This is a genomic window from Gryllotalpicola kribbensis, assembly GCF_039538245.1.
Classification (GTDB): domain Bacteria; phylum Actinomycetota; class Actinomycetes; order Actinomycetales; family Microbacteriaceae; genus Gryllotalpicola; species Gryllotalpicola kribbensis.
On record NZ_BAABBX010000016.1, the window covers coordinates 72,816 to 88,935 of the forward strand.

Annotated in this window: 21 protein-coding genes; 14 read left to right on the forward strand and 7 right to left on the reverse strand. The window is 66.0% G+C overall.

Annotated features, from left to right (window positions below):
• Positions 1 to 150 precede the first annotated feature (150 nt).
• The 4 genes from ABD716_RS12615 to ABD716_RS12630 all read left to right on the forward strand — a co-directional run bounded on the left by ABD716_RS12615 (position 151) and on the right by ABD716_RS12630 (position 3,214).
• Positions 151 to 753 (forward strand): RNA polymerase sigma factor, encoded by a 603-nt coding sequence (locus tag ABD716_RS12615; protein WP_344777414.1) that lies wholly within the window; start codon positions 151 to 153, stop codon positions 751 to 753.
• Positions 750 to 1,379, forward strand: a complete 630-nt coding sequence (locus ABD716_RS12620; protein ID WP_344777416.1) for an Asp23/Gls24 family envelope stress response protein — start codon at positions 750 to 752, stop codon at positions 1,377 to 1,379. The genes ABD716_RS12615 and ABD716_RS12620 overlap by 4 nt, the downstream gene beginning before the upstream one ends.
• An 11-nt stretch (positions 1,380 to 1,390) precedes the next feature.
• The gene (locus ABD716_RS12625; protein WP_344777418.1) at positions 1,391 to 1,711 is read left to right on the forward strand and encodes a hypothetical protein; all 321 of its coding nucleotides are present in this window, start codon (positions 1,391 to 1,393) and stop codon (positions 1,709 to 1,711) included.
• A 423-nt stretch (positions 1,712 to 2,134) separates the two neighbouring features.
• Entirely contained in the window at positions 2,135 to 3,214 is a 1,080-nt protein-coding gene (locus ABD716_RS12630; protein ID WP_344777420.1) for a lysylphosphatidylglycerol synthase transmembrane domain-containing protein, read from the forward strand.
• A gap of 25 nt (positions 3,215 to 3,239) precedes the next feature.
• On the opposite strand, the gene ABD716_RS12635 is transcribed toward ABD716_RS12630, so the two are convergent.
• Entirely contained in the window at positions 3,240 to 3,962 is a 723-nt protein-coding gene (locus ABD716_RS12635; protein WP_344777421.1) for a glycosyltransferase family 2 protein, read from the reverse strand.
• 262 nt (positions 3,963 to 4,224) lie between these two features.
• Between ABD716_RS12635 and ABD716_RS12640 the strand changes: the two genes are divergently transcribed.
• From ABD716_RS12640 to ABD716_RS12650, 3 genes are all read left to right on the forward strand, one after another.
• Positions 4,225 to 5,019 carry a transglutaminase-like domain-containing protein gene (locus ABD716_RS12640; RefSeq protein ID WP_344777423.1) on the forward strand — a complete coding sequence of 265 codons (795 nt, stop codon included), beginning with the start codon at positions 4,225 to 4,227 and terminating at the stop codon, positions 5,017 to 5,019.
• A 114-nt stretch (positions 5,020 to 5,133) separates the two neighbouring features.
• Positions 5,134 to 5,310 (forward strand): hypothetical protein, encoded by a 177-nt coding sequence (locus ABD716_RS12645; protein ID WP_344777425.1) that lies wholly within the window; start codon positions 5,134 to 5,136, stop codon positions 5,308 to 5,310.
• 162 nt (positions 5,311 to 5,472) lie between these two features.
• On the forward strand, positions 5,473 to 5,754 hold the full coding sequence (locus ABD716_RS12650; RefSeq protein WP_344777427.1) for a hypothetical protein: 282 nt from the start codon (positions 5,473 to 5,475) through the stop codon (positions 5,752 to 5,754).
• Here ABD716_RS12650 and ABD716_RS12655 read toward each other — a convergent pair.
• Positions 5,738 to 5,875: a hypothetical protein gene (locus tag ABD716_RS12655; protein ID WP_344777429.1), complete on the reverse strand. Its 138-nt coding sequence runs from the start codon at positions 5,873 to 5,875 to the stop codon at positions 5,738 to 5,740. The genes ABD716_RS12650 and ABD716_RS12655 overlap by 17 nt on opposite strands.
• Positions 5,876 to 6,393: 518 nt before the next feature.
• Here ABD716_RS12655 and ABD716_RS12660 point away from each other — a divergent pair.
• A complete protein-coding gene (locus tag ABD716_RS12660; RefSeq protein WP_344777431.1) occupies positions 6,394 to 7,497 on the forward strand; it encodes an ABC transporter ATP-binding protein in 1,104 nt (367 codons plus the stop codon).
• Between the two features lie 94 nt (positions 7,498 to 7,591).
• On the opposite strand, the gene ABD716_RS12665 is transcribed toward ABD716_RS12660, so the two are convergent.
• Entirely contained in the window at positions 7,592 to 8,521 is a 930-nt protein-coding gene (locus ABD716_RS12665) for an SDR family oxidoreductase (protein WP_344777433.1), read from the reverse strand.
• A gap of 213 nt (positions 8,522 to 8,734) precedes the next feature.
• Here ABD716_RS12665 and ABD716_RS12670 point away from each other — a divergent pair, with 213 nt between their 5' ends.
• Together ABD716_RS12670 and ABD716_RS12675 are read left to right on the forward strand one after the other, a co-directional pair.
• Complete coding sequence (locus ABD716_RS12670) at positions 8,735 to 9,577, forward strand: helix-turn-helix transcriptional regulator (RefSeq protein WP_344777435.1); 843 nt, start codon at positions 8,735 to 8,737, stop codon at positions 9,575 to 9,577.
• Between the two features lie 141 nt (positions 9,578 to 9,718).
• Positions 9,719 to 10,279 carry a hypothetical protein gene (locus ABD716_RS12675; RefSeq protein WP_344778394.1) on the forward strand — a complete coding sequence of 187 codons (561 nt, stop codon included), beginning with the start codon at positions 9,719 to 9,721 and terminating at the stop codon, positions 10,277 to 10,279.
• Here ABD716_RS12675 and ABD716_RS12680 read toward each other — a convergent pair.
• On the reverse strand, positions 10,176 to 10,652 hold the full coding sequence (locus ABD716_RS12680; protein WP_344777437.1) for a cold-shock protein: 477 nt from the start codon (positions 10,650 to 10,652) through the stop codon (positions 10,176 to 10,178). The two genes, ABD716_RS12675 and ABD716_RS12680, sit on opposite strands and share 104 nt — an antisense overlap.
• Before the next feature lie 387 nt (positions 10,653 to 11,039).
• Between ABD716_RS12680 and ABD716_RS12685 the strand changes: the two genes are divergently transcribed.
• Positions 11,040 to 11,978: a diacylglycerol/lipid kinase family protein gene (locus ABD716_RS12685; protein ID WP_344777439.1), complete on the forward strand. Its 939-nt coding sequence runs from the start codon at positions 11,040 to 11,042 to the stop codon at positions 11,976 to 11,978.
• A 227-nt stretch (positions 11,979 to 12,205) separates the two neighbouring features.
• On the forward strand, positions 12,206 to 12,466 hold the full coding sequence (locus tag ABD716_RS12690; RefSeq protein ID WP_162940336.1) for a ferredoxin reductase domain-containing protein: 261 nt from the start codon (positions 12,206 to 12,208) through the stop codon (positions 12,464 to 12,466).
• 9 nt (positions 12,467 to 12,475) lie between these two features.
• Here the strand turns inward: ABD716_RS12690 and ABD716_RS12695 are convergent, their stop codons facing one another.
• Positions 12,476 to 12,781, reverse strand: a complete 306-nt coding sequence (locus ABD716_RS12695; protein ID WP_344777442.1) for a hypothetical protein — start codon at positions 12,779 to 12,781, stop codon at positions 12,476 to 12,478.
• A 55-nt stretch (positions 12,782 to 12,836) separates the two neighbouring features.
• Between ABD716_RS12695 and ABD716_RS16405 the strand changes: the two genes are divergently transcribed.
• A complete protein-coding gene (locus ABD716_RS16405) occupies positions 12,837 to 13,181 on the forward strand; it encodes a DUF7882 family protein (RefSeq protein ID WP_486326952.1) in 345 nt (114 codons plus the stop codon).
• Positions 13,182 to 13,318: 137 nt separating this feature from the next.
• Complete coding sequence (locus ABD716_RS12700; protein ID WP_344777444.1) at positions 13,319 to 13,606, forward strand: hypothetical protein; 288 nt, start codon at positions 13,319 to 13,321, stop codon at positions 13,604 to 13,606.
• A 949-nt stretch (positions 13,607 to 14,555) separates the two neighbouring features.
• Here the strand turns inward: ABD716_RS12700 and ABD716_RS12705 are convergent.
• Positions 14,556 to 14,696 carry a hypothetical protein gene (locus tag ABD716_RS12705; protein ID WP_344777446.1) on the reverse strand — a complete coding sequence of 47 codons (141 nt, stop codon included), beginning with the start codon at positions 14,694 to 14,696 and terminating at the stop codon, positions 14,556 to 14,558.
• A 426-nt stretch (positions 14,697 to 15,122) separates the two neighbouring features.
• Positions 15,123 to 15,584, reverse strand: coding sequence for a hypothetical protein (locus ABD716_RS12710; protein ID WP_344777448.1), 462 nt, complete (start codon positions 15,582 to 15,584; stop codon positions 15,123 to 15,125).
• Positions 15,585 to 16,120: the final 536 nt, after the last annotated feature.

The following is a 16,120-nucleotide window of genomic DNA, read 5'->3' on the forward strand; positions in this document are numbered from 1 at the left end:
CGTATTCGTCACGGAACTCACAAAGAAACATCTGCGGACCTGGGTCTGCGCTGTGGAGACGGACCTCTTTCACGGATCGGTCGCCCCCAGGGCGTACCGTCGCTTGCAGGGCACCCCGGTTCCATCCGGTTGCCGAGGGGGTGGTGAATCGTGGCGACCAAGACGGACGATCGCACACCGTCGCCGACCACCGAATCCCGGCTTGACGGCCGGCTGGCTGACGCGGATGATCGCGTCGTCGCTGGCCGCGCCGCGGACGGCGACCCGGAGGCCTTCGAGGTTCTGGTGCGCCGCTACAGCACCCTGATGCGCGTCTATGCTCGCAGCATCCTCGGCACCAACGACGAAGCCGACGATGTGGTGCAGGAAGCGTTCGTGATCGCATGGCAGCAACTTGACTCCATTGAGGACCCCGGAGCGGTCAAGAGCTGGCTGATGCGCATCGTCGGCCGCCGCAGCATCGACCGTCTCCGTGCCCGCCATGAGCATCAAGACCTCGCCGACTACGACCCTGCCGCCGAGGCGGCAGCCGCGCCCGCGCAGGCGGCGCAGACCCGGTCGCTCGCCGCAGCGGTGGGAACCGCCCTCGCCTCCCTGCCAGCCGGGCAACGCCGCTGCTGGCTGCTGAAAGAGGTGGCCGAATACAGTTACCGGGAAATCGCTGCCGACCTGGAGATCCCCGAAAGCACCGTCCGCGGGCTGATCTCCCGGGCGCGAGTGAACATGGCACGAGAAATGCAGGCCTGGCGATGACAGATCCGCGCCCACCATATGATTTCGCAGACCTCGATATCCCGGATGCGGCGAACCTCGATGGCCACACCATCGAGGAACTCAGCGCCTACCTCGACGCCGAACGCACCCCCACCAACTTCTCCATCGAATCCTCCGCGGGCTGCCAGATCGCGTTGACCGCACTCGCGCGGCTGCGCGAGCTGACCGCCCACACCCTCGAGGTGCAAGCTGCGGTCGAGCCTGAACCTCCGGACAGCTGGGTGCACAGCATCATGAACCGCATCGCCCTGGAGGCGCGCACCGGCCGCGACATCCCCATCAGCCACCCGGCGCCCACCGCGCATCTCACCATGACCGAAGGCTCCGTACGCGGCATGATCCGCGCCGCCGGAGACAGCATCCCCGACGTCATCGTCGGCCGCTGCCGAATCGACGGCGACGTCACCGTGCCGGGCGAACCCGTCACGGTCACAATCGACATCAGCGTCGCGTGGGGCGCGAGCATCGTAGTTGCCGCCGACCATGCTCGGCGAGCCATTCGCTGGGAACTCCTGAGACACAGTGAACTGAATGTCGCAGCCATCCACATCACCGTCCAAGACGTCCGATTCCGTCGCGCTGACGCGTTAACGGGAGGACAGTGATCGTGATGGCGATGACCACACTCGAAGAACGCCTGACGGCTGTGATCCTCGCCGAGCCAGACGTCCGCACCATTTATCCGACGCGGCCGGCATTCGGTGAGATCGGTTCGAGGCTCGGCATCGCCGAGATCGGAGCCTCGGGCGAGTCACCGAAAGTCGCCGTGGTCGAATCCGAAGACGGCACTGCGGTCAGCATCTCCATAGGAGTCACGGGTCAACGACCGGCAACAAGCGTGTGCAGGAACGTTCACAAGATCATCGCCGACGAACTTGCTCCGGTGGCAGGGCCCCGCCCGTTGTCCATCTCGATTAAGGTCGCGAGCGTCGGATGAGGAGGCGACGCGCCTCTGCACGTCGTTCCCCTGAGGCTATGAATCCGCACGTCCTGCGCGCGGACCGTCTGATCGTGTGCGAAGCAACACGGTCGCTCACCGCGCCGGGCTCGGTGATCCCGACCCGTTAGGGCTGCACAACATTCTGACGGATCTGCTGCCCCGCACCGCCGACGCGCCCGTCGGCTACGCCTGGCTCTCGCTCTCGTCGGACGCGGCTGAGCTGGGCGAATGGGAAAAACCAGGCAGGCAGCGCTCGAGCCATCAAGACCGGAATGGGGCATGCCTAACCCCACATGCGGGCGGTACGCGCGAGGCCGCCCTTCGTAGGAGTGCGTGCACCAGCCCGAGGTTGGTCCGTCGGCTCGCCGAATGACAGTTCAGACGTAGCCTTGACGAGTGGATGGGCCGCTTGAGAGAGCCGTGTCGGCGGACGCCTCTCTCACTGTCGAACGCGCCGAGGCGACGCGGCGCGGTTGGACCTGGAAGATCCTGACCGGGTACGGGTGGCGAGCTGTCGTGCTCGCGCTCGTCGGGGTGCTGCTGTGGCGAGCCGTCGTGCCGCAGTTCGGTGAAGCCTGGCGAGCGTCGCGCCATCTCACGTTCGCCGCGATCCCGTTCGTCGTGCTCGGCCTCCTGCTCGAGCTCGGGGCGTTCAGTGCCTATGCCGGTATGACCTACAGTGCGCTGCCGCACGCCGAGCGGCCGCGGTACCGCATGATGTGGGGCGTCAACATCACGGGTATCGCGATCACGAACACGATGCCGGCGGGCGGCGCCGTCACGCTGGGCTATCGATTCCGGATGCTCGACAGGATGGGCACTCCGCGGGCCGTCGCGGCCGGTTCCCTGATGATGGAGATGCCCGTTTCCTCGCTTGCCCTGAGCGCTCTGTTCGTCATCGCGGTCGCGGTGTTCCTCCCGGCGAGCCTGGAGGGCGGCGAAGTCGTTGCCGTCGCGTTCGCGGTGGTGGTCGTGTTCGTCGCGGCTGCGACCGCTATGTTCCTCGCCGCAGTCCGGTGCCGCGGTGTCATGCATATGCTGCTGCGTGTGCTGCCGTCCGCGTTCGGGCGCCGGGCTGCACGCTTCGTGGGCGGCTCGCTGGCCGCAATGGCCGCGCTCGCCTCCGACCGCGGGCGCCTGGGCGCGACGGCGGTCAACGCAATGACGAACTGGGCGTGCGACAGCGCCGCATTCTGCGCATTTCTCGCGATGGCCGGACCTCTGCCGACCATCCGCGGCCCTCTGCTGGCTTACGCGCTCACCAGTGTGATCTCGCTCGTGCCGATCACTCCCGGGGGTCTGGGCGTGGTCGAGGCCGTGCTCGTGCCCACGCTGGTCGGTTTCGGCGTTTCGCCTTCGCACGCCGCTCTCGGCGTGACGACGTGGCGGCTCGCGCAGTTCTGGCTGCCGATCGCGCTCGGCGGCTCGGTCGGCGTGGTCGCGCTGACCCGCGCCGGTGTGCGACGGACGTCTCGAGTGGGGGCGGCTACACTCCGTTGACCAGAGTTCTGACACGGGTCCGGAGTCACTGCGCCCTGGCGAGCTCCCGATATTTGCGGCGCGTCTCAGAGTCCGCGTGCCAGTAACGGGCGAGCTTCGCCGGCGCGAGCGTGCGCAGGACGTCGGCTTCCACGCGCATGTCCCTCAGCAGGGCGATGCGGCCACCGGTGCTGAGCACGGCGAGCGTGACGTCGACATCCTCGCTGATGCTGTCGTCGGCCGACAGGATCGGGCGGATCATCTGCCATACGTCCGCGCGCAGCGCCATATTGTGGCCGTACATGATCATCGGCACCCGGAACAGGGTGCGATGGAACACCCGGAAGGCCGAGTAGAGCGCCTTAGCCAGCGGGACAGGCAGGCGCTGTGCGACCGCCGGACCGCCCGCTGCCGCAAGGCCGGGATCGCGTGCGAAGGCGTCACGCGCCGCGACACTCCACCCCGGCGAGACCACAGTGTCGGCATCGATGCGGGCGAGCACGTCTCCCGTCGCGCCGTCGAAGCCACGCGTCCGGGCACCGCCGATGCCGCGCACCGGCTCGAATAGCAGCGTGACGTCCGGATGTCGGCGGACGATTTCCGGTGTGGCATCCGTGGATCCGTTGTCGACCACGATGATCTGCTCTGGCGGTTCGGCCTGCGACTCCAGAGCCGTGAGGCACGCGTCGATGATGCGCTCTTCGTTCAGCACGGGTATGACGACGCTGAGGCGCGGTCGCCGCGCAAGGGTCCGAGAAGAGCTGATCATGTGCGAATGCAAGTCCCTCCTGTCTGAAACCTACTCTCGCTCTCGCCGTCACGAGGCAATATGCAACTGCTCGGCGCCGCAGGAACACGCCGTCACGCAGCTCGCACTAGGTGCCGAGGCAATAGCATGAGAGGCTACGAATCGTGCAACTTCCGGCCTCGGCGCGTTCCTTGTGCTTGCAGAACAGTCGCCTCAGGCGGCGAGAGGTCTCGTGAGCCTCGACGCCGGTCAGAACGCGATTGAGCTGGTCTAGGGGCTCGGGGTGCGTCGCGAGGTCTCCGCAGTATTGAAGCTTGAGGCCGACGGCCCGGCGCAGCTCGCCCTCGCGGTCGCGGTAGCGATGAACTATCGCCCGGAGCATGAAACCTTCACGGTTACGCAGGACGGCCGCGGCGTGTCGTGGCGAGTGATTCAGGATCTACACGGAACGCGGCTGCACGTCGCCGAGATCTCGTCCGGCCGGGCAGAAGTGGCGTATTCCGCGGCGATCGGCGACGGTGCAGACGACGTCGAGGGCGATGAGGCGGATGAGTTCCGGTATCTGCGGCCCAGTCGGTACTGCGAGTCCGACGCGCTAACCCCGACGGCAGTGGCGGAGTTTGGGGGCCTGGCCGGAGCGCAGCTGCTCTCGGCCGTCTCCTCTTGGGTCGGTGTGCAACTGTCCTACGTGCCAGGGTCAAGCTCGCCAACCGATGGCGCACGGCGCACGCTGCTTTCCCGCACCGGGGTGTGTCGCGATTACGCGCACCTCGTCGTGGCGCTGCTGCGTGCGCTGAACGTGCCGGCTCGGGTCGTCTCCGTGTACGCGCCTGGCCTCAAGCCGATGGACTTCCACGCGGTCGCCGAAGCGAAGATCTACGGCAGCTGGAGGGTGGTTGACGCGACCACGCTCGCGCCGCGCCGGTCCCTTGTGCGCATCGCGACCGGCCGGGACGCGGCGGACACCGCGTTCCTTAGCACACGCGGAGGCGCTGTTCGGCTCCTGGACCTGAACGTTGGAGCCGTCGCTGACGTATTGCCGAACGACGACGTCCGGGATCTCATCGGTATCGGCTAAGCGCCACCGTCTGGCGCTGCAAGAGGCGAGGCGCATGGGGGAGTGATCGTCCTCGTCTGAGTCGACGATCCCGGATGTCGGAAACACGGGTTTTGCGGGCGATGATCGTGTGGAGTGCCCCCCCCGATCGCGGCCACGGCCATCCTCGCACTCGTTTCGGAGACCCTCGACTCCCGGCAGATCGGCGTCGCCGCGATCGGCCGCCGCAGCCGCCGGATCGCCGGCGGCATTCGCAGCCTGTGGCTGAACGCGAGCCTCTGGGTGCGGCGTTGGCTGGGTGATGATGCGTAGCCAAGTCCCTCCATCGCGGACGGGAAGCGGGAGCTCGCGAGGCGCTCGGACTCCGACCGGGCCTTCCACGCGCGTGAGCGGCTCGACGTGCGTTCGAGTGCGGCGGTCGGCTGCTCGGGCATGCGTGGCGTGGTCACGGTCGCTGTCGTCCAGACTCTGCCGGTGAACACGCACGACAAGTCGGCGCTCATTCTGATTGCGTTCACCGCGGTCGTGGCGACGCTGCTCCTCAGCGGCCTCACGCTGGCACCTTTGGCCCGCTTGCTCGGAATCCGCGAGGCGCTGTCCTCGACGGGCGAGATCCGCAATCTCTCCACCGAACTGACACGTTCCGGCCAGGAGGTACTCGGCGACCCAGAGCTTATTGCCGTGGCGGCTCGGGATACGCGCTGGAAATCCGCGAATAGCGCAGTGAAGAGTTGCGGCGTCAGGCATCCGCCATGATGCGCAGCGAGGCATCGATGAGTGGCAGATTGTCACTGAAGCGATCCTCACCACGGTCGAAGCGCAGCATGACCAGGAACTCTGAGGCTCGCGCCGCGGCCACCGTGGGTGCGGAGGGCACCGGCCGGCGCATCTGCGGTGCTGTTTCGCATCCGGTAGCGTCCGCCAATCTTCCGCGCGATCTCGAGCAGGCCTACCCGACCGGCGAGGAGCGCCGCCGCAGCTTTGATGACCAGTTCGCCCGCGCCCGCGCCCGTCGAGGCGATCAACGATCCGAGCTGGCGCCGCACATGTTCGGGACCGCCGATCGCCTGCCGCGTGTCCCGGTCCTCGGTAGATTTCCACCCTCATTGCTGAACATGTTGTTTGGACTCAGGACCGGAGGCTGCGCGTCCGGGATGGGCGAGCTCATAGCCTGGGCTGGCAGCGCTGTTGTGGAGATCCGCGATTCGTTCGCCCAGTGACCGATCGGGGTTACTCTAGACACGGGCGCGCGGTTCTATGCCGGCGTCGGAGGTCCGAACTGCACCAGTTCCCGCCTTTCCTGGAGGGGCTGATGATGACAGTCGCAAGCGTGGCTTTCCGCGCAAGGGCGCGTCGTTGCGTTCCGTCGGGGCTTCATCGAACGAGAGACTTCTCATGGCAACAGTGACCTTCGACGACGCCACCCGCGTCTACCCCGGCTCGACCACTCCGGCGGTCGACGCTCTCGACCTCGATGTGGCTGACGGCGAGTTCCTCGTCCTCGTCGGCCCGTCCGGTTGCGGCAAGTCGACGTCGTTGCGCATGCTGGCCGGCCTGGAAGAGGTCAACAGCGGAAACATCTTCATCGGCGAGCGCAACGTCACCGACGTCCCGCCGAAGGACCGTGACATCGCCATGGTGTTCCAGAACTACGCGCTCTACCCGCACATGACCGTGGCCGAGAACATGGGCTTCGCGCTCCGCATCGCGGGCGTCGCGAAGGAGGAGCGCAACCAGCGCGTCCGCGAGGCAGCGAAGATGCTCGACCTCGAGCCCTACCTCGACCGCAAGCCGAAGGCGCTCTCTGGTGGCCAGCGTCAGCGCGTCGCCATGGGCCGCGCGATCGTCCGCAGCCCCCAGGTGTTCCTCATGGACGAGCCGCTGTCGAACCTCGACGCCAAGCTCCGTGTCCAGACCCGCACCCAGATCGCGTCGCTGACCCGCCGCCTTGGCGTCACGACGGTCTACGTCACCCACGACCAGACCGAGGCCCTGACCATGGGCGACCGCATCGCGGTCCTCAAGGACGGCGTGCTGCAGCAGGTCGGCACCCCGCGCGAGCTCTACGCAGACCCGAAGAACGTCTTCGTCGCCGGCTTCATCGGCAGCCCCGCGATGAACCTGTTCGCCGCCGACGTCACCGAGGGCGGCGTCAAGTTCGGCTCGGCCGTCGTGCCCGTCGACCGGGCCACGCTGGGCTCCGCCACGCAGGTCACGATAGGTGTGCGTCCGGAAGATGTCATCGTGTCGACGACGCAGAGCATCGGCTTGCCGGTCGTCGTCGATCTCGTCGAGGAGCTTGGCGCCGATGGCTACCTCTACGGCCACGCCGCAGACAACGTCGCAGAGGTCAATACGCTCACCGACATCGTCGTGCGCGTCGACGGCCGAGTGCACCCCAACGCAGGCGACACGGTCTACTTCATGCCCCAAGCCGTCCACGTGCACGTCTTCGACCCGGAGACCGGCGAGCGGCTCAGCGATGCAATCACGGAGTGAGTAGAACGGGCGAGCCGATTTGCCGGTATGGAGGCTTGTTGCCGAGATGGTAACTCCGGGGCGGTGCGACTTCCGCTGGGCTTGTTGAGCGGTCTTAGGCGTTGAATCGGTGGCCGACGAGTCGGAGGGATTCTTCCCAGAGCTTGTGTGCGTCGGCCATGTTGCGCAGGGGAGTCCATAGCTTGTTCTGGAGTGTGGGGGCGCCTGCGAGGGTGCGTTTGGGGCCGTAGAACTGGTCGCCTCGGGCGGCGGGGTCCGTGGCGGCCATGAGCGCGGGCAGAGCGGCGCTGGCGACGGTGCCGGCGATGCCGAGGCGGGACATGATGCGCACGGCGCGGCGCAGTCCGGTGTCCTTCTGGCGTCCCAGGCCGGGCTGTGCGGCGAGCAGGTTCGTGGGTGAGACGCCGGGGTGGGAGAGGTTGCTGCTGATGCCCCAGCCGGCGGCCGTGCTGCGGGCGTCGAGCTCGCGGGCAAACAGCGCGACGGCGATCTTGGACTGGCTGTAGGCCTTGTTGCCGTCGTAGCCGGCGGCCCAGTTGAGGTCGGCCCAGTTGATCTCTCCGCTCCGGGCGGCGATGCTCGTCTGGTGCGTGACCCGAGCTGTGCAGGCTCTAAGCAGTGGGAGCAGGCCGAGGGTGAGGGCGAAGTGGCCGAGATGGTTCGTGCCGAACTGCAGCTCGAATCCGTCTTTGGTCTCCTGCCGGCTGGGCGGGGTCATTACGCCCGCGTTGTTGATGAGGATGTTGATCGGGCGTCCTTCCGTGCGCAGTTGCTCGGTCAAGGCGGCGACCGAGTCCAGGGAGGAGAGGTCGAGGGAGCGTGTCGTCACGAGCGCGCCGGGCGCGGCGGTGCGGATGCGTGCAGCGGCGCTGTCGCCTTTCGCGGCCGAGCGCACGGGCATGATGACCTCCGCGCCTGCCCGGGCGAGGTGGGTGGCGATCACCTGTCCGATGCCGTCGCTGGTGCCGGTGACGACCGCGAGCTTGCCGGTCAGGTTCGGGATGGGGATATCCGTGTCGGTCATGCGGTGTCCTTCGTGAGGTGGCATCTGGCCACGAGTCTGCGTGTACTGACCACATTGCGCGCCGGGACGCCTCGTATTCAGGGCTGGCCTATCCACTGATTCGCGATCACTGCCTCACCTTGGAAGGGTGGATCGTCAGACCGTGGTTGCTGTGCCGGCCCCGAGGTAGAAAAGAGACCACGGCAAGAATGGCATGGACTGCGGGAGGACGTCATGGTTATCGACCGAGCGGGGCTCGCGACCTTCCTCCGGCATCGACGAGAGGCGCTGCAGCCGGAAGATGTGGGATTGCCGCGTGGCCCGCGCCGCCGGACCTCAGGGCTCCGCCGCGAGGAAGCCGCCGGGCTGTGCCACATGTCTACCGATTACTACGCACGCCTGGAGCGGGGAACGGGGCCCCAACCCTCCGAGCAGATGCTTGCCTCGATCGCCCAAGGCTTACACCTCACTCTGGACGAGCGCGACCACGTCTTCCGGCTGGCCAGTTACAACCCGCCATCGCGGGGTGCGAACAGCGACCACATCAGCCCCGGCCTGCTACGCATCCTGGATCGCCTCCAGGACACCCCAGCCGAGATCGTCAACGAGCTCGGCGAGACCTTGCGCCAGACGCCGATGGGCATCGCCCTCACCGGTGACGGCACCAGGTTCGACGGCCCCGAGCGCAGTCTCGTCTACCGCTGGTTCATTGACCATGGTGCCAGATCGCCATATCCCGAGGACGACCGTCCGTTCCTGTCACGGGTGTACGCCGCGGGGCTGCGAGAGATCGCCACCATGCGTGGCCCGGGGTCCCGTGCGCAGCAACTCGCCAGCCTGCTACGCACGCGAAGCCCAGAGTTCCGCCGAATCTGGGAAGCCCATGAGGTCGGCATCCGTCCGGCCGACGTCAAACGCTTCGTGCATCCAGAGGTCGGAATGCTGGAACTGAACTGCCAGACCCTGCTCGACACCGAACAATCCCACCGCCTCCTCGTGTACACGGCCGAACCCGGCAGCGAGAGCTACGAGAAACTCCAACTCCTCTCGGTCATCGGCGCCCAACCCATCACTTGACGCCCTTCGCGCACAGTTGGTCCTTCACACCCCAACGGCGGAAGCTACGGCAGCAACGCTGCGGCCCGCGATCGCAAGCGAGCAGCCGGGTCAGCGGGCCGCGATATCCGATCCACCGGGGCCTTCGTCCCTCGGGTCGCTATCGTCAATGGTCCTCAAAATTCGCGCACAGAGGAGCGGTCTCGTCTCTCCTCGCCGCGACGAGGATTCCCCTCTCATCAGCACCCTCAAGCGCAACATATGCCGCGTGCTGCCGCCCGGTGCACGCAGTCCAACTCGGTTGGGTTCGTCAAGGACGGCGCCGCGAGCGGCCTCGGCGCACGGCAACAGAACCGAGTCGATCGCGTGCGTCTCGCAGGAGCCAAGGCTCGCATCTGCTGGCTGTGCCGCCACTCGTATGCGTGTGAGCTGTCGGCGGTTGCGGGCTTGAAGCGGCAGGACTGGCTCGACTGGCAGGTCTGCTTCGCCGAGCAGGAGATGACGCGCAGCCGGCTCACGGAATTCAGCCGGCTGTTCGACCTCGGCGCGAACGGTACGAGGGGCCGCGCGGGCGTGAGGAATGGACGGAGACGCTGGTGTCGGACGGCTTGGGAGAGCTCTAGAGCGGGCGGATGTTCGCCGCTTGTGGGCCTTTCTGGCCGGGTTCGGTGTCGAATTCGACTTCTTGGCCTTCTTCGAGGTTGCGGAAGCCGCTGCTACTGATGGCGGAGAAGTGAGCGAAGACGTCGGCAGTGCCGTCGTCGGGGGCGATGAAGCCGTAGCCCTTGTCGGAGTTGAACCATTTGACGGTGCCGGTGACCATGTCGTTGTCTTTCTTTCGTGTTTTCGGGCCGCGAGTGCGGTCGGAGAGGTCGCGATGGTGGTGACGTCGCGAACGGGGTGGGAGGTGCTGTGAGGCGGCCGTCTGTGGGCGGAGCGCGTTTTGCGCCTCGGTCAGCGTGGAGAACAGTCCGAGGGGAAGGGCGTGTGCATCGTGCAGTTCGAAGCCGCCGGGGACGCTCGTCGCGTAGCCGGCGAATTCGCGGCTGAGGGTGGCGACGTGGACGTCGTCCGCGGCTTGGCGCCATTCCAGCATGGTGGCCGTGGAGAACAGGATAGAAGGAGGTGCGGAGATCGGGGAAGAGATAGGAGAAGTCGTTTCGTAGACGCGACTGGACCTGCGTCGGTCCGTTATCGCGGGAAGATCAGTGGCAGTTGATGCGCAGATGTTGTCTGATGTCGACACAGATTGCGGCACATCTCGCCTGCGGATGGACGCTGCGGCGACGGAGCGTCGTACTGCTGCTGTGCTTGCAGTCTACGGCACGCAGATGAGCACGGAAGCCTGACCGGCTTTGGAGGCGTCGCGCTGCACAGTGATGGCTGTGGTTCCCGGATGCTCCTGCACGGTCGCGCGGTGATCGTGACGTAACCTTCGCAGATGATGCGCGCGCCTACTCCATTGCCAGCAAGGGTGCTCCGGGTGGCTGTGGTGTACAACCCGGCGAAAGTAGATGTCGTGCGCCTGCGCCTTCTCCTTGAGGGGGCCGAAGCCGCTGCCGGATATGAACCTGCTTTCTGGTTCGAGACCGCCCCGGGCGACGATGGCGAGCAGGCCGCGATCGACGCCGCGGCAACTCATCCGGTTTTCGTGCTCGTCGCCGGAGGCGACGGCACGGTCCGAACGGTTGCAGAGCAGTTGGCGGGCAGCGCGATCCCGCTCGCGGTCGCTGCCGCAGGAAGCGGCAATCTGTTGGCGCGTGCGCTCGGGCTGCCGGTGAGTGATCTGCCGGCGGCGGTGAAGTCCGCCTTCGACGGCGCCGCGCACGGAATCGATGTCGGGCATGCCACCTTGCAGCATGCCGACGGCACGGTTGCGTCCCACGCGTTCCTCGTGATGGCCGGTATCGGCCTGGATGCGCGGATGGCCGCCGGAACCAATCCTCGACTCAAGAAACGCCTGGGCTGGGTTGCCTATGCCGAGCCGATCGGCCGGTCCGTGCTCGCGAACGCGGATTTCGCGCTTCATTACCGGCTGGATGGCGGTCGTCATCACTCCACCCGCGCGCACACCGTCATCGTCGGCAACTGTGGCACCCTCACCGGAGGCATCTTGCTCATCCCGGACGCACGCCCGGACGATGGGATCCTAGATACCGTCATCCTTCGGCCACGGAGGAAAGGCGCATGGCTTCAGATCGGCGTCCGCCTTGCCCTCTCTCGTTTCCTCCACCGCACGACCACAGGCAAATTCCTCCGTCAGCTGGTCCGGCAACCTTTCGCATTGCGCTACGCCCGAGCGCGCCGGATCGACGTCACGTTCAACACGCCACAAGAGGTGGAGTTGGACGGCGACAGCTTCGGTGCGATCACCGCCGCGAACATCACCATCAGGCCGGGAGCTCTGCAGCTCATCAGCTAGGGCGATCACGTCCGATCGCTCGGCCATATCCCTGCTTCTTGTGAGGACGCACAGGAGGCCTGCGTAACGTCAGGGCTGTCGCTCCGCGCGCACGTCGAGATGGAGGCCGCTCTCCCGCAGCGGCGGCCGTAGGAGCGCTGTCGTCCAGCCAATGACCGCGGACGGTTCATGGGAGCATCCCGTTCGTCCACATCGCGGGCGGGATGCTCGACGAACGGAGACTCCCGATGAACGCCACTACCGCTATCCGTTCGCAGACTGCAGTCCCGTTCGGGCATTCCCGCGAATTCGTCATCGGCGGCCGAACTGTGACGGTCACCCGCACCGAGAGCGGCCTCTATCTCATCAGCCAAGATGACCGCCTAGCGGTCGTTCATCCGCAGCCCAATGGGCGCTATATCGTGACGGGGCCCGGCGAGAGAGACGTTCGTTCAGAGCCGGTCGACTACGAAACAGCCATTGACATCTGTCTCGCCCGGCTTCGTTAGCCGCCGCTGCTACGAGATGCTTACGGTTTCCACGACCGCCTGGTCGAGGTCGGCACCGACATGCTTTAACGCACGAACGACGGTCTCCAGGGCTGCCGTGTGAGCTTGATCCTGGTCGCCGCTCTCGCTGAGAGCATCGATGAGGACCTTGTTCTTGCCACGCTCGGCGCCAGTGGTCTGCCGGATCACCGAGGTGTATCCGAAGGTGAGGCCGGCATGTTCACGCGGGCCGAAGCGGTTGATCGCGTTGCCGAAGCCGGCAAGAGAACCCCCCGAGACGGTCACGAAGGAGGTGCTGCGGAAACGGGTTGTCATCGTGTGACTCTACGGCACTGCCGGACCGGCGACGCGTCTGCTACTGGGCAAAGTTCTGGCTGATCACGACGTCGTCTATGCGGGCTCCGAAAGCTACGAGATCGAGGACCGCGTTCTCGCGCACGCGAAGATCGCCATCACGTCGAAACTACGGCGGAATGAATGCTTCCTGCTGAATTGGAGCGTGCCGGCGTCTTCCGGCTCCGGACGAGTCAGCATCTGGCTCTCACCGGCCATCCCGCTCCAATTTCGGTTCTCCGGCATCAAACCGCCAGAGCTGAATCGGGTCTGGTTGGAGGCGTTGGAACGATCCTCGACCGGCGTTCGGGGGATGCTACTGATGGGCGAGGACGAAGCAGGCCAGTACCTTCAGGCCGCTGGCGGAGCCACCGCCCCATGACCCGCCCGGGTGCGGATCCGGTGTGCGACTGTGCTGTTGTACGGCAGAGCACCTTTCTGTCGTTGTCAACCCTCGGGCGCCGCTGATACGTGGCCGGATGCCCCGGGTACCGCTGGCGTGACGCGACAGGGGACGGTATGCACACGCTCACGGTGACACTCGGGCCTAAGGCCTTCACGCTCAAGCACGGCACGAGCATCCGCAAGCTTGAGAGGCGGATCGTCTCCGCCCTGCGCCGCGGCGCAGGAGTCATCCGTCTGCCGCTCGCCGGCGGCGAGAGTATCGACGCGATTGTGAGCCGCGGACTCATGGTCACCGTCGACCGACACGAGACTGGGCAAATGGATGCGGCCTCCGCGCAGGAGGCCTGGGCCGCCGAAGCAGCACTCGATATGGACGAGTGGGAGGGCATCGACAAGCTTTGAGCTCGTTCTCATGCCCACCCGCACCGTTACCGCGGGCGCGCGGCGTCTAAGCACGGAGAAACAGGTGCTGATGCCGTGACCGCGCGCTTGAGATTCGCGACACGAACCGCGGTGAGTTCGCTCTGACGGCTCTTGAGTGCGTCAACATGTCTCTGTTCGACGAGATATCGTCGCCATCACCGTTCGCGACGCGGAAACAGCTGCCGAGAAGGCGTGGCTCGCCCAGCAGGAACAGGAACGTGCGTAGCACGTCCACAGACCGCAGCGTCCGTCGACTTAGTCACGCCCTCTATCTGGGTCGGACCGTCGATGTCTCTGGCGAGTAACGTCGGAGCACCTCTGGGATCAGCCCCGCGGCGACGAGGGACCCACAGCTTCGCGGCCGTCCTTGGGATCGAGACCCTAGACAGCGACAGCACGTCCACGGGCAGTCCCACAGCGTCGCGTCCTGCATCCACTCGCGTGGCAGTGCACAGCCGCCCGATCCGAGCGAGCTCTCATCCATGAGCGTGCGCTAAGCCGGCTCCCGTACAGGCAGGCGCTGGTGTTGGCGTTGTCGGCGGGGCGGCCGTCCTGGCTTCGGAGCATCCATCGGTTCTCCTCACTTGAAGGAATCCCGCCCGGCCAACGGGCGGACGGGATTCCACCATGAACCGCCCCCGTCATCGTGGGCGTCAACGCATAAACAGACCGCCTCTATGAGTCAGCATCAGCCGAACTTCCGGCGCGCCATCCACGCGGACTGCCGACTCTACGGAGATCGGATGAGTGCGCTCACATGAAAGAGGCGTAGAGCTTGGCCAGGACACATCGAGAGAGCGGCCGACGGACACGACAAGCGCCCGTAGAACAGACTTTTCTATGTGCTGGGAACCTAGAACCATTCAAACGGTTCCATTCCCGGCGACCGCGGCAGATGCGATGCGGTCGACGGGAACGGACCACCGATCTAGCGCTTTCTCGCGACCATGTCGGCGTTCTCGTTGCGAAGGGCACGCGCCTTCTTGTCGGCCTTGTCGAGCCGCTTTTCTTTCAGCGTCTTCGTCGCCGGGGTCTTGGTAGTGCTCTTACGAGCGGACTTGTCACCCATCGGACTGGCCTCCATCGAGAGCCACCGCGACCCTGTGATCGGAGCATACGCTCCAAGTAGACGACGTCAGCCCATCCGCTCTGGGCCATTCTGCACAGAAGTTGCGGCAAGCGCATCGAAGAGAGTCGCAGAGACTAGCCAGGCGACTGGGACCGGCCGTACCGATTCGGGCCGCAGTGTGAGGGCCGGATCTCGGAGCACGAGTTCCGACGTGGCGTCCATCGACCCGTCGTCGCCCACCATGCTCCGCTCCAGCGTCCTGCCTGCGCCTCGAGATCGGCGAGGCAGACGTCGACAACCCGCTCCTCGCCCAGTACGGGTACGACCATGTGCTTGGAGAGGCCCGTCGCCGCGCAGAGGTACTGCTTCCCTTCACGGGCTGGCTGCTCGGCGATGACGCCCCACAGGCGTTCGACGCGTTTTGTCCTAACGGGCTGGTCGCGACGGAAGAAAGTGGACCGACTCAGCGATCTCGAGGACGGCTGACACGCGGTCGAGCTCCTCCTGAGACCGATCTTCTTGAATCTCCGCGAGAGCGGCGGCGTTTTCGCGTCCATCGAGGCTGATATCCCGGATCAGGTCTGCGAGCACGGTCGAGAGCCCGTCGCGGAGTTCCTCAAGGCTCGTGTTGGCGATCTGCAGTCGTCGATCGGACACAGAGAGCTCAACGGTCGGGTAGCCGGCGCGGTCAAGGCGGTCGCTGGTTTCGCGGCTGTGGATCGCGGCGATCTCGAAATGGCTGGGTCTGCGGGTGAGCATCGCGGTGACGGAGTACCGGTCCGGAGCTTCGGGCGTCCCAAGCGCGTCGGGGAGCGTGGTTGCGAGGACGCGCGACAGTCCGAGGTGCCCGTCGTCGGCCGGACGGATAACAGGCACTGAGTTCGTCATGGGCCTCACACTACGCGCGGTGCCGCATGCGCTAACGAGACATAAGGGTTGGGCTTCTCTCGTCGAGGAACGAGCGCCGGCATATCTGGGAGCGCATGCTTCCCGCGTGGGCGGCCGGTGGCTGTCAACCCCCGAGACGACGCAAAGCCGATGACCTACGGTCACATGGTGGACCGAGACGTGCATCCCCATTGCCCCATCTGCGACTACGAGCTATCGGGCGCCCCACCGAATTGGTGCCCGTACTGCGAACTCGCGTTCATCGGGTAGCGCTCCGAGCACGCTGCGCTTCGGTGACGTCGCGCGGGCTCTCGGCATTCTGCACAGGCTGCGATGTACTACTGTGACCTCACAGAGCCGCGACGCCTGGCGTCCGACGAGCCCATGGCCTTTGTGTTCGCCGAATCGCGTCCACCAAAGCTAAATAACATATGGCATGGTGCGACGCGTTCACCCGCTCCTCCCGCGGCATGCACCGCGTGATCGCATGATGGTTCCAGCGCGTCGCTGCACACGTAGATGTGAGCGCTCGCATC